Source organism: Pantoea sp. Aalb, assembly GCF_009829985.1.
GTDB lineage: Bacteria > Pseudomonadota > Gammaproteobacteria > Enterobacterales > Enterobacteriaceae > SZZU01.
Genome location: NZ_SZZU01000004.1, coordinates 19037 through 33096 on the forward strand (window position 1 = coordinate 19037; position 14060 = coordinate 33096).

At 26.6% G+C, this 14060-nt stretch carries 12 protein-coding genes; 7 read left to right on the forward strand and 5 right to left on the reverse strand.

Annotated elements, in window-relative coordinates; all coding sequences use genetic code 11:
- Positions 1 to 5: 5 nt before the first annotated feature.
- The 3 genes from hslU (at position 6) to tpiA (ending at position 3624) form a co-directional block, all read left to right on the forward strand.
- Entirely contained in the window at positions 6 to 1340 is a 1335-nt protein-coding gene (hslU, locus tag FD728_RS04210) for an HslU--HslV peptidase ATPase subunit (RefSeq protein ID WP_159935146.1), read from the forward strand.
- 580 nt (positions 1341 to 1920) lie between these two features.
- Positions 1921 to 2667 (forward strand): ferredoxin--NADP(+) reductase, encoded by a 747-nt coding sequence (gene fpr / locus FD728_RS04215; RefSeq protein WP_159935148.1) that lies wholly within the window; start codon positions 1921 to 1923, stop codon positions 2665 to 2667.
- A gap of 159 nt (positions 2668 to 2826) precedes the next feature.
- Complete coding sequence (gene tpiA, locus FD728_RS04220) at positions 2827 to 3624, forward strand: triose-phosphate isomerase (RefSeq protein WP_159935150.1); 798 nt, start codon at positions 2827 to 2829, stop codon at positions 3622 to 3624.
- A gap of 118 nt (positions 3625 to 3742) precedes the next feature.
- Here tpiA and pfkA read toward each other — a convergent pair whose 3' ends face one another.
- The 5 genes from pfkA to FD728_RS04245 all read right to left on the reverse strand — a co-directional run bounded on the left by pfkA (position 3743) and on the right by FD728_RS04245 (position 8298).
- Complete coding sequence (pfkA, locus tag FD728_RS04225; RefSeq protein ID WP_159935152.1) at positions 3743 to 4705, reverse strand: 6-phosphofructokinase; 963 nt, start codon at positions 4703 to 4705, stop codon at positions 3743 to 3745.
- Positions 4706 to 5167: 462 nt separating this feature from the next.
- The gene (gene cysE / locus FD728_RS04230) at positions 5168 to 5989 is read right to left on the reverse strand and encodes a serine O-acetyltransferase (RefSeq protein WP_159935154.1); all 822 of its coding nucleotides are present in this window, start codon (positions 5987 to 5989) and stop codon (positions 5168 to 5170) included.
- 90 nt (positions 5990 to 6079) lie between these two features.
- Positions 6080 to 7078 carry an NAD(P)H-dependent glycerol-3-phosphate dehydrogenase gene (gpsA, locus tag FD728_RS04235; protein WP_159935156.1) on the reverse strand — a complete coding sequence of 333 codons (999 nt, stop codon included), beginning with the start codon at positions 7076 to 7078 and terminating at the stop codon, positions 6080 to 6082.
- On the reverse strand, positions 7075 to 7560 hold the full coding sequence (gene secB, locus FD728_RS04240; protein WP_159935158.1) for a protein-export chaperone SecB: 486 nt from the start codon (positions 7558 to 7560) through the stop codon (positions 7075 to 7077). Before secB ends, gpsA begins: the two co-directional genes overlap by 4 nt.
- A gap of 303 nt (positions 7561 to 7863) precedes the next feature.
- Positions 7864 to 8298, reverse strand: a complete 435-nt coding sequence (locus FD728_RS04245) for a rhodanese-like domain-containing protein (protein ID WP_159935161.1) — start codon at positions 8296 to 8298, stop codon at positions 7864 to 7866.
- A gap of 1242 nt (positions 8299 to 9540) precedes the next feature.
- Here FD728_RS04245 and rfaD point away from each other — a divergent pair.
- Genes rfaD through FD728_RS04265 form a run of 4 tightly spaced genes read left to right on the forward strand, consistent with a single transcriptional unit; the run spans position 9541 to position 13600 of the window.
- Positions 9541 to 10470 carry an ADP-glyceromanno-heptose 6-epimerase gene (gene rfaD, locus FD728_RS04250; RefSeq protein ID WP_159935163.1) on the forward strand — a complete coding sequence of 310 codons (930 nt, stop codon included), beginning with the start codon at positions 9541 to 9543 and terminating at the stop codon, positions 10468 to 10470.
- 21 nt (positions 10471 to 10491) lie between these two features.
- Entirely contained in the window at positions 10492 to 11532 is a 1041-nt protein-coding gene (rfaF, locus tag FD728_RS04255; protein ID WP_159935165.1) for an ADP-heptose--LPS heptosyltransferase RfaF, read from the forward strand.
- A gap of 8 nt (positions 11533 to 11540) precedes the next feature.
- On the forward strand, positions 11541 to 12518 hold the full coding sequence (gene rfaC / locus FD728_RS04260) for a lipopolysaccharide heptosyltransferase RfaC (RefSeq protein ID WP_159935167.1): 978 nt from the start codon (positions 11541 to 11543) through the stop codon (positions 12516 to 12518).
- Positions 12515 to 13600, forward strand: a complete 1086-nt coding sequence (locus FD728_RS04265) for a glycosyltransferase family 9 protein (RefSeq protein ID WP_159935169.1) — start codon at positions 12515 to 12517, stop codon at positions 13598 to 13600. Before rfaC ends, FD728_RS04265 begins: the two co-directional genes overlap by 4 nt.
- Positions 13601 to 14060 lie beyond the last annotated feature (460 nt).

Genomic DNA, 14060 nt, shown 5'->3' on the forward strand with positions numbered 1-14060 from the left:
AAATTATGTCTGAGATGACTCCACGCGAAATTGTCAGCGAACTTAACCGCTTTATTATTGGTCAAAATAGTGCCAAACGTGCGGTAGCAATTGCGCTGCGTAATCGCTGGCGCCGTATGCAGCTCGATGAAGAACTTCGTCACGAAGTGACACCGAAAAATATACTAATGATTGGCCCAACTGGAGTGGGCAAAACTGAAATTGCACGTCGTCTAGCTAAATTAGCTAATGCACCATTTATAAAAGTAGAAGCAACAAAATTTACTGAAGTAGGATATGTTGGAAAAGAAGTGGATTCCATTATTCGTGATTTAACTGATTCAGCTATTAAAATGGTCCGCAATAAAGAAATAGATAAAAATAAATATCATGCTGAAGAAATGGCTGAAGAACGCATTCTAGATGTTTTAATACCACCGACAAAAAATAATTGGGGTCAATCAGAGGAAAGTAATGAAGTACCTGCTACACGCCAATCTTTTCGTAAAAAATTACGTGAAGGTCAATTAGATGAAAAAGAAATTGAAATCAATCTTGCCGCAATACCTATGGGAGTTGAGATTATGGCTCCTCCTGGTATGGAAGAAATGACTAGTCAACTACAATCTATATTCCAAAATTTAGGTGGACAAAAACAAAAAACACGTAAATTAAAAATAAAAGAGGCAATGAAATTACTAATAGAAGAGGAAGCAGCTAAATTAGTTAACCCAGAAGAATTGAAGCAATATGCTATTGATGCAGTAGAACAACATGGTATCGTATTTATAGATGAAATAGATAAGATTTGTAAGCGTGCAGGTCAATCTTCTGGAGCTGATATATCTCGAGAAGGAGTACAGCGAGATCTTCTTCCATTAGTAGAGGGATGTACTGTCTCAACTAAACATGGTATGGTAAAAACTGATCATATTTTATTTATCGCTTCTGGTGCTTTTCAAGTAGCTAGTCCATCAGACCTTATTCCAGAGCTACAAGGTCGTTTACCAATCCGTGTTGAACTACAAGCATTAACAGTAAACGATTTTGAGCGTATTCTCACAGAACCAAGAACCTCTGTAACAGTCCAGTATAAAGCATTAATGGGAACTGAAGGAATGCACGTGGAATTTACTGAAGATGGTATACGACGTATTGCTGAAGCCGCATGGCAAGTAAATGAGACTACTGAAAATATTGGTGCACGTCGTCTTCATACTGTATTAGAACGTCTAATGGAAGATATCTCTTATGATGCTAGTGATCGTAATGGAGAATCTATTATCATTGATTCTATATATGTTGGTAAGCATCTTGACGAATTAATTTCAAATGAAGATCTTAGTCGTTTTATATTATAGATAATAGACTAGTAAAATTTTAACTTATTATGCCCTATTATATCATTAATACGGGCATAGTTTGTATTATTTAATATTTTTATTTTAATAATATTAATATATTAATAATATATATATAAGTCTGATATATATAATAAAATTATTAGGAATCTTTTTATTTTATTATTTTAAAAGTTAATTTATAAATAAATAAATAAATAAATAAATAAATAAATAAATAAATAAATAAATAAATAAATAAAGTATATGACATAGTCAAATATATATATTTAGATATATATAATTTTTAGTAAATTAATAAATTTAAAAATTTAAAATATTTAAAATATTTAAAAATAAACTAAACTTTATGTTTAAATATTTTTTATTTAAATATACAACGTTATTTTTTTTAAAAAAATTGATTCTCTTAAATCAAGATAATATTAAATATATTAAGTATAAAATATACTATTATATTGAAATTAAACCTTAAAATATGTATAGTTATTTTCTAATAACTTATAATTTTAAAAATTGAATATATATTCAAGAATATTTTTATATGTTCATATAAATAATATAACGTAAAGGAGTAAGTATGGTAAACTGGGTTAATGCTAAAGTAAAAGAGATTAAAAATTGGACCAATACACTTTTTAGTCTACGTTTAGAAGCAGAAATTAATGATTTCAATGCTGGACAGTTTGCTAAAATAGCACAAGAAATAAATGGTAAAAGAATACAACGTGCTTATTCTTATGTTAATGCTCCAAAAGATTCATTGTTAGAGTTTTATATTGCAAAAATACCTGAAGGTAAAATGAGTCCATACTTACACAGTTTACATGCTGGTGATGTAGTCCAGATAAGTAAAAATGGATTTGGTTTTTTTGTTCTTAGCAAAATTCCTGATTGTAATACTTTATGGATGTTAGCAACTGGAACTGCAATCGGTCCTTATTTATCTATTCTACAACAAGGAGATGACCTAAACCGGTTTAATAATATTGTATTAGTACACGCTGTACGTTATAATACTGAACTCAGCTTTTTATTATTAATGAAAAATTTACAGCAGAATTACTTAGGTAAATTACATATTCAAACTATAGTAAGCAGAGAATATAGTGATTATTCATTGCATGGACGTATACCACAATTAATTAGAAATGGAAAATTAGAACGTAATATTGGCTTATCTATAGATCCAGAAAATAGTCATGTAATGCTTTGTGGTAATCCACAAATGGTATACGATACTCATTTATTGTTAAAAGAAACACGTTATATGAATCAACATTTAGAACATAAACCAGGCCACATAAGTAGTGAGCGTTACTGGTAATAAAATAACTATTTTCATCAAAATAACAAACTTATTTATAGATTATTAATTAGAATATTCTAATTATAATTAATAAAGAATAAAATAATTAGATAATCATATTGATATACTATTTTATATTATTTTATTACATAAGAGTAAAAATAAGTAGGAAGTAAAATGCGACATCGACTAATAATAGGTAACTGGAAACTGAACGGTAATAAAAACATAACAAAAAATTTTATTAAATCTTTGTGTACAGAATTGTCTAACATTTCTTTTTGTGATATTGCAATAGCACCTCCAGCTGTTTACTTATACTTGGCAAAACAAGAAATTTCTAATATAAATATTTCTTTAAGTGCACAAAACGTAGATATTAATTTGTGTGGTGCTTTTACTGGTGAAACTTCAGCAGATATGCTAAAAGATATTGGTGTAAAATATGTTATTATAGGTCATTCTGAGCGACGTACTTATCACAAAGAAACAAATGATTTTGTAGCTAAAAAATTTCAAGTATTAAAACAATCTGGTTTAATACCAGTTCTATGTATTGGTGAAACTCAGGAGGAAAATGAAGCAGGAAAAACAGAAGAAGTATGTAGTAATCAAATCGATGCAATTTTAAAAACACAAGGCATTTTAGCATTTCAAAAATCTGTAATTGCTTATGAACCAATTTGGTCTATTGGTACTGGAAAATCAGCCAATCCAATACAAGTACAAAAAGTACATAATTTTATTCGAAATTATCTTAAAAAACAAGATACTACTATTGCTGAACAAATAATTATTCAATATGGTGGTTCTGTTAATGATGAAAAAAAAGCTACTGAGTTTTTTATGCAGCCTGATATTGATGGGATATTAGTAGGCGGTGCTTCGCTAAAACTTAATGTTTTTATATCTATAATAAGAGCTATTGCTACTACAAATAAAAATTTAAAATCAGAACTTAATATAATTAAATAATTATGGTGTAATATAGTTTTTTAAAAAAACAAAAAAATAAATATTTTTATAATATGAAATTTTTATTTACATAAATTGATAAATAAAATTCTTTGATTAATTAATTTTTTATAAAAAATTAGTATAGTTTTTTTATAGTATCTAACCAATCTAGTCTAAAAGGACGCTTCATATTATCAATAGCATCTATAATATCATGATGGACCATTTTTTCATTTTGAATTCCAACACAACGACCTCCGTATCCTTGCAATAGAAGTTCAATTGAATATATTCCCATCCGAGAAGCTAAAATACGATCATACGCACAAGGAGCTCCACCTCTCTGAATATGACCAAGTACAGTAGCACGAGTTTCACGCTTAGTTTTTTCTTCAATATATTGGGCTAAATTATTAATATTGCATATATGTTCAGTAATAGCTATTATAGCATGTTTTTTACCTTTAGAAATACCAGCTTTTATTTTAGATAATAACTCTTCACGAGTATAAGGAATTTCAGGAAGAACAATAAATTCACATCCTCCGGCTATAGCTGCAGCTAAAGTTAAATCACCACAACATCGCCCCATAACTTCTACTATAGAAATACGTTGATGCGATGAAGAAGTATCTCGTAAGCGATCAATGGCTTCAACTACAGTTTCTAAAGCAGTAAAATATCCAATAGTATAATCAGTACCAGCTACATCATTATCAATAGTACCAGGTAAACCAATACATGGAATACCCATTTCCGTTAAACGCTTTGCACCTACATAAGAACCATCTCCTCCAATTACTACTAGAGCATCAATTCCATGATTTTTTAGATTCTTAATAGCTAGCTGACGTATATTTTCATTAGAGAATTCAGGAAATCTAGCAGATCCAAGAAATGTACCACCACGATTGACTATGTCTGATACACTATAACGATCAAGGATAGTTATATTATTTTTATATAGTCCTAGATAGCCATCATAGATACCAAATACTTTAAGGCTAGAGCTTAAAGCAGAGCGTACAACTCCACGAATCGCAGCATTCATACCTGGAGCATCACCACCGCTGGTTAGTACTCCGATTTTCTTTATCATGACAACCTCTGAATTACTCGATAGTAAAATACTTTTATGAAAAATAAATAATAATAATAATAATAATAATAATAATAATAATAATTTAAATTATAATTAATATTTTTTTATAAAAATTATAATTATATTTATTTTTATATATATTATCATGTAACTTTATTCAGTTCATTTATTACTAGCATTACAATTACATTAAATTTTTAATTTGAATAATTGTGAATATATTAAAAATAATTTGATATATAAATAATTGAATAATTAATGAATCTTAATTATAATAAGAAATGAGAATAAGAATATGAATAACATTCATATATATATTTTATTGGTACATTTTATACTAATAAAATAGTAATTATTAATAATTCACTATAAAAAATTGTCAATAAAATTATCTATATAATATTGCTAATAATATGTAATTTAATGTGTTTTATTTCTAAATATCTATTATAAAAACTACTATATACCATCACCAAATTCAAAACCTAATATATTACTATTGAAATGTTGATCCATATCTATAGAAGGTTTTTTACTAATTGGTTTTCCGACAATTCGTGCTGGTACACCGGCTGCAGTGGTATGAGGCGGTACTGGTTGTAATACTACAGAACCTGCACCAATTTTTGCACCTCGTCCTATTTCTATATTACCTAAAATTTTAGTACCTGCACCAATCATTACTCCTTCACGAATTTTTGGATGGCGATCTCCATTTATTTTTCCAGTACCTCCTAATGTAACTGATTGTAAAATAGAAACATCATTTTCTATCACCGTAGTTTCTCCAATGACAATACCAGTAGCATGGTCAAGCATAATGCCATGGCCAATACTGGCAGCTGGATGAATATCTACAGCGAAAGAGAAAGAAATTTCATTTTGTAAATAAATTGCTAAAGCACAACGTCTTTCGTTCCAAAGCCAATGACAGATACGATAAGCCTGTAATGCATGAAATCCTTTTAAGTATAATAATGGAGTTGAATACTTTTTAATAGCCGGATCACGTTGACATATAGCTTGAATATCATAAGCTGCAGAAATAATCATCTTAGGATTTTCATAATAAGTTTCTTCTACAATTTTACGAATAGCAATAGCTGGCATAATAGAATTTGCTAATTTATTCGATAACATATAACTCAGAGCACTACCAAGATTTTCATGTTTAAGTAATGTTTCATGATAAAAACTGGCTAATGTAGGCTCACAGATAGCTAATTCTTTAGCTTCAGCTTTTATATTACTCCATATTATATCTAATTTTTTATAAGACATCGACTATTTGCTCCCGGTAAATAATCCATAATAGGATATCCCAGGTTATAACTATAATTTCTTTTATTAAATTTCTAGGTGTTTTTCTTTTTACTTATGGTTAATTAAGCTTAAAGCTGCTTCTCGAGCTGATTTCTTAAAATATAATACTTGATAAATTTGTTCAACAATTGGCATTTCTATTTTTGCTCGATTAGCTAACGCTTTTACCTCTTTAGTGTTTCTATAACCTTCTACAATTTGTCCAATGATACATTTTGCATCATTAACACTTTTACCTTGACCTAACATTATACCAAAACGGCGATTACGTGACTTATCATCTGTACACGTTAAAAGTAAATCACCTAAACCAGCCATACCCATAAAAGTTGTAGAATCAGCACCTAGAGCTACACCTAATTTACTTATTTCTACTAAACTACAAATAATTAAAGCAGTACGTGCATTTGCACCAAAACCAATACCATCAGAAATTCCAGCACCAATAGCAATAACATTTTTTACTGCACCTCCAATCTGAATACCAATAATATCTGAACTATTATAAATATGAAAATATTTTTCAGATTGAAATCTATAGTGTAAATCTTTAGCAAATTGAGTATCAGTTGATGCAAGTACAATAGATGTTGGTAATCCTTGAGCTAATTCTTGAGCAAAGGTAGGACCTGAAATAACTGCTAATGGAATATTATTACCAAGAATTTCTCGTGCAACTTCCTGTAATAAACGTCCAGTTTGTTTTTCTAATCCTTTAGTTGCCCAAACAATCCGTGAATCTAATCGCAAATGTGGCTTACACTTTATAAGTACATCACCAAATACATGACTTGGTACGACTACTAATAAATCTCTACTATTTTGTAGTACTTTGACCAAATCAAATTCAGGAATTAAATTATCTGGGAAATATATATTAGGTAAAAAACAAGTATTACATCTATCAGCTTGAAGTCGTATTACACTTTGTTGATTATGACTCCATAGTAATACTTTTTGATTATGATTACGAGCTAATGTTATAGCTAAAGCTGTACCGTAAGATCCAGCACCTATTACACCGATAGAAGAATTACATTTAGTCATGAGTTACTCTGACTTTGATTTGATTCTTCATTTTCATTTTCATTTTTATTTTGCTGTTGTAAATAATTTATAAATAGAGCATCAAAGTTAACTGGTGCTAAGTTTAGTTGAGGAAAAGAGCCACGAGATACTAAGTTAGTAGTACATTCACGTGCATAAGGAAATAGAATATTAGGACAATATGCACCTAAACAATGCTCCATTTGAGTACCTTCGATGCCTTTAATAATAAAAATACCTGCTTGTTGTACCTCGCATAAAAATGCAGTCTCTTCACTCACAATAGCTGTTACAGTAACACGTAAAATAACTTCATAAACTTCCTCACTAAGTTGAGTTGATGACGTGTCTAAATCTAATTTTACTTCTGGTTCCCACTCTTTCTGAAATATATGTGGAACATTAGGAGCTTCAAAAGAAAGATCTTTAGTATAAATACGTTGAATTTGAAAATGCATTTCATTAGTATTATGTAATGACATAACTAGAGCCTATGAATCACAATTATCTAACCTAAATTTTATAAATAAAAAAAGAATCGAATTTAGTATACGAATCTAATGAGTAAATATCGCTATAATCACCAGTATATTAAGAATTAATGAAAATTTGAAAAACTATATTGCACTTTACTAGGTATAATTATTTCTATATATTTTATTGAATTTTTATTCAAAACGATTTTATGAGAAGAAAATATTTTTATATAATACCAATAAGGATAGTTTAATGGAGTATATACCTCTATATTTTATGTATTCTCTATATTAATTATTATTTTAATATTAGTTGTGTAATTTTACTAGTGGTAAGTTATCATTATTCCAAGCATTAATTCCATTTTTTAATACAAAAACTTGAATAAAACCTAAAGTACTTAACTCTCTTGCTAAAACACTAGCATGTTGTCCGGTGTTACACACAACTATTATAGGTGTAGATTTATATTTTTTTAATTCATTTACCTTTCTTTTTTTTATATCTTCTCCTACTATATGTATAGAACCTACAATATGTCCATTTTTATAATCTTCATATGAACGAACGTCTATTATCATTGCCTTTTCTTTATTAATGATGTGGATCATTTCGCTAGTGTTAATATTCCTTATATTTGAAAATATTTCTTTTATTAAAGTTACAAAAATGAGGATTAAAAAAATGATCCATACTAAATTAAGAATAGGATGATTACTTACAAATTGTAGAATTTTTTGCATAAATAACTAATAACTCCAACCTAATTAATCAATTAATAAACTAGAATAAAATATCAATGTAACATTACTATCAGTAATTTTAAATATATAGTTATGAGTAAAAAAATCATATTTATTTTTTAAAAATTCTTTTAAAACATAATTAAAATTAATTTTTAGGTAAGAATTAAAAAAATACTCTTTTTTATTAGATTAATGATTTTATGAATCATACAAAATCATTATATCATAAATTATTTAATTAATTTAATTTAATCATTTATTTATTATAAAAAATAAAAAATAAAAAATAATATTTTTGGTATTAGTTTTTAACTAAATATAAGCATAAAATACTAAATCTATAAATAAAGAAAGTTTTAAATAAGTAAGAAACTATTTTCTTCATTTGAATTAATATATAAGTGTATTGATGATTAATAAAATAATGGTTTATATGCTATCATTTACATAATATAATAAACACAATAATAATTGTAATCATTAATTAAATACTAGTACTAAAATAATAAAATTAAAAATAATCTAATTATTTAAATAATATATTTATTTATTAATGTAAAGATGTTATTCATTTTACATAAAATGAATTTTTAATTATTCATATAAATTAATGAAAATTTTAAAATAAAAAATAACAAATAATTTTTTAATAAAGAAAATTGTTATTTTCTAAAAAATCATTACTTCATTAAATAATTATTAGATTTTTTACTAAAAAAATATTTAATTATATTTAAATTACTAATATTTACTTAATTAAGTAAAAATATATAAAAGATAGTGTTAAGATGTCAGGCATTAATGTTATTTACAATAAATATAAATCTATGGCTTATGACTGATTTATGATAACCAAAATAAAAAGTATTTCGATATTATTAATATGTTTATAATCTTCATATCTATTAAATATTTAATTCATAAGTTTTATATTTAATAAATCTAAAACAAAAAATAAAATGTTATTTACTGCAATAAACAAAGAAAATTACCTATTTATTTTAAATCTTTCTATTTATATAATAATCTATATTACTTATTCAACTAATTTAATTATCATAAACTATTTAATAAGAATTAAAACATTTAATTTATATATTAATTATTATAGATAGTTATCTTAAAATAAATACTTTTATTAAAAATTAGTAATTATACTACAATTTATTTATCTAAATTATTAGATAACATATAATAATTAATGTTTCTTTTCTTATTTTTATTTCCAAGGTAAATTCAATGATCATGGTTACAGGCGGTGCTGGTATGATTGGTAGTAATCTGATTAAAGGTCTTAATGAACGTGGCCATACTAATATTTTAGTGGTTGATAATTTAAAAAATGGTACTAAATTTATAAATTTAGTACATAGACATATAGCTGATTACATTGATAAAGATATGCTGCTTAAGCATATTATATCTTCTAGTCAACATTTGAATTCAATTAAAGCCGTATTCCACCAAGGTGCATGTTCTACAACAACTGAATGGGACGGTAAATATGTTATGAATAATAATTATGAGTATTCAAAATATTTACTACACTTCTGTATTAAGCAAAATATCCCATTTATATATGCTTCTTCTGCTGCTACTTATGGAAACGAACATAAATATTTTATTGAAGAACGCCAGTATGAGAGACCTCTTAATATATATGGTTATTCAAAAATGTTATTTGATAATTATGTCCGTCAAGTTATACCAAAAGCACATTCATCAATATGTGGATTAAGGTATTTCAATGTATACGGTCCATATGAAGGACATAAAGGTAATATGGCAAGTATAGTATATCATCTTAATTCACAAATACGAAAAGGAAAAAATCCACAATTATTTGAAGGTAGTAATAATTTTCGTCGTGATTTTATTCATGTAGATGATATAGTTGCTATAAATTTATGGTGCTGGAGAAATAATATTTCTGGTATTTATAATTGCGGTACTGGTCATGATGTATCATTTAAAGACATAGCTGAAATGATATTAAAATATCATCAAAAAAGTCAAATCGAATATATTCCATTTCCTAAAAAATTAAGAGAAAGATATCAATATTTTACAAAAGCTGATATTAGTAAACTAATTATGGTTGGTTATAATAAACCATTTAAAAAATTAACGACAGGAATTAAGGAATATATGTCATGGTTAAACTCTTAAAATAACTACAGGATACTTTTAATGCTAAAAATTTTAGTCATTGGTCCATCTTGGATTGGTGATATGGTAATGTCACAAAGTCTTTATCGTACAATTAAAACTAAATATAATGAGTCAATTATTGATGTAATTGCGCCAGCATGGTGCCATCCATTATTATCAAGAATGCCAGAAGTAGATAGTGCATTAAATATGCCATTAGACCACGGTATATTAGCACTGAAAAAAAGATATTATCTAGGTAAATCTTTAGAAACTAATAATTATGATCGCGCTTATGTATTACCTAATTCTTTTAAATCAGCATTAATCCCATTTTTCGCTGGAATTAAACATCGTATTGGTTGGCGAGGGGAAATGCGCTATTTAGTATTAAATGACATACGTATATTAAATAAAGTTGAATTTCCAATGATGGTAGAACGCTATATTGCATTAGGATATGATGAATCATCTACTTTTTCTCATCAATTACCACATCCTATATTATGGCCAAAATTAGTAGTTAATGAAGATGAAAAACAAATAATAATAAAAAAATTTGCATTATCAAACTATCGTTTAATAATAGGTTTTTGTATTGGTGCAGAATTTGGGCCAGCAAAAATCTGGCCCCATTATCATTATGCAGCTTTAGCTGAACAATTAATTGCAGAAGGTTATCAATTAATTCTATTGGGATCAATAAAAGATCATAAAATAGGCAATGCTATTATACAAATGTTATTAGAATCATCTCGTAAACACTGTAAAAATTTAGTGGGACAGACACAACTTGAAGAAGCAGTAATTCTTTTAGCCCATTGTGTAGCAGTAGTTAGTAATGATTCTGGTTTAATGCATATTACTGCAGCATTAAATCGACCATTAGTAGCTTTATATGGTCCAAGCAACCCTGATTTTACGCCTCCATTATCTCATAAAGCACGTGTTATTCGTCTAATTGGAGGATATTATAAAGTACGCTATAGTGATAGAAAATATGGTTATCATCAAAGCTTAATTGATATTAATCCTTCAAGAGTTCATCAAGAACTAATTACTTTATTGAATCTAGACTAGGAGTAAATATGCACGTCTTAATTATTAAGACTTCCTCTATGGGAGATATATTGCATACTTTACCAGCTCTTACTGATGCTATGCATGAACTTCCTGGTATTCGTTTTGATTGGGTAGTAGAAGAACATTTTGCTCAAATTCCTTATTGGCATCCTTCTGTAGATAAAGTTATACCAGTTGCAATTCGTCGATGGCGTAAAAATTGGTTTAGTAATAAGAATCGTAAGGAACGTTTATATTTTAAAAATGAACTACAGTCACGTGAATATGATGCTGTAATAGATGCACAAGGACTAATTAAAAGTGCATTTTTAATAACACGTTTATCTAGAGGTGAAAAACATGGTCAAAATAGACATAGTATTCGAGAACCTCTTGCAACTTGGTGGTATGATAAACATCATCATATTAATAAACAACAGCATGCAGTAGAACGTATACGAGAACAGTTTGCAAAAAGCTTGGATTATAAAAAACCAAAAATTGAAGGTAATTACACTATTCTTGATTATTTTATTTCATCATTATCTGATCATGTTGAACAGTATTTGATATTTCTACATTCTACTACGCGTACTAATAAACATTGGCCAGAATCACATTGGCGCGAATTAATTGAAAAAATACAACCGACATTTCTACAAATTAAATTACCTTGGGGTACAGAACATGAATATAAACGTGCATTAAGACTTACTCAAGGATTTAAAAATGTAGAAGTTTTACCTCGTTTAACAGTAGAACAACTTGCTAAACAATTAATCGGAGCACATGCTGTTGTATCAGTAGATACCGGTTTAAGTCACTTAACAGCAGCATTAAATCGTCCTAACATTACTTTATATGGTCCAACTAATCCTAAAAGAATAGGTGTGTATGGTAAAAACCAAATTATACTTATTTCTCCTAGTTGTATATTAAAGGACTTAAAAGTAGATTACGTTTTATCTCATCTCAAGTCTATTATAGCTGATAACTCTTTATGAATTACGTTTTATTATACTTATTTTTACTTCCTATTCAAAAACTATTTCTTATTTTTAAAAAAACAACAGGAAGAAATTTAATTATTCAAACAGCAAAAATAGGTGATTTTATTAATATTACTCCTATGATACGTGCATTAGGTCATTCAGATGTTCTTATTAGTAGTATTGTAGAGCCACTAGCATGCCACGATGATAATATTCATAAATATTATTTAATAGAAGATGCAAAACGTAGTGTTATTCATATCATTATACTATTAATTAAATTAATAAATCGCTATGATAATATTTATGTTGTCCATCCTAATAGTATAAATCTTTTCTTTGCATCATTATGCAATGCACCAAATAAACAGTTTTTAAAAACATATGCATATAAGCCATATCATAAAATTTTTTATTATAGTGCTCTAGGAATAGTAGAGCATAGAAAAAAAGATTTAACACTTAATAGTTATCTTAAATTAATTAATCGTAATTTTTGTTATAAAGATTTTCCTAAATATGCTACTTCACCTTTATATATACCAACTTATATACCACAGGCACTTAGAATTCCTATAAAAGAAATAAAAATTGGTATTAGTATTTCTGCTGGTAATAAATCTAAAACTATTCCTAGTTCAATCTTTTGTGATTTAATTAATTCACTTGAAGAATTACCCTGCATATTTTTTATATTTGGTGTTGTTGAAGAACAAGTATACTTTAATGAATTAATAAAATTAATAGGAAATAAAAAAAATATAATAAACTTAATCGGACAATTTAATTTAGAAGCTGTACCATGGGCAATTTCTCAAATGCACATTTATATTTCTTCAGATTCAGGGAATGCTTATATCGCTGATTCACAGAATATCCCAATTATAATGTTTTATGGTCCTTGTGAAATTAAAGAACAACGTCCTATTAATAATGTTCTTTTCATTGGTGCTAAAAATATTCCAGCTTCTACTTTTGTTTTTTCTACAAAATCTAAATTTGAATATGATACAAAATTTTTATTTAATGTAGATGAAGAAAAAATATTTAAAATTAAAAAATTTATTAAAAATAATTTTTTAGTTTTAAAATAAATAAACTTATTAAGTTAATTTATTTTAGTATTGCATACTAATTGATAATTATACTACATTATATACTGTGTAATAATTATTTCTTTAGTCAATAGAAATATATTATTAATAATAATTAACATATTTCAGTAAATATTACTATTAATAAAAAAATTTGATAAAAAATATATTATTTAAAATATAAAAATAAAATTATATACATAAATTACATAATGAAATATATAAAAGTTTTTATGATAATTAGACATATCTAATGATCATAAAATTAAGAGGCATTAATCACTTTTATTCCCTTTATAAAAAACATAAATAATTTTATGTTAAAATCTAATCGCAAAATGCATGTTTGAATACAATAAAACCATTATATATTTAAAACTATAAATTAATAAATAACTAAAAAAATTTTTACATAAATTCTATTTATTTCTAAAATATAAAATGAATCAACAATAGAAAT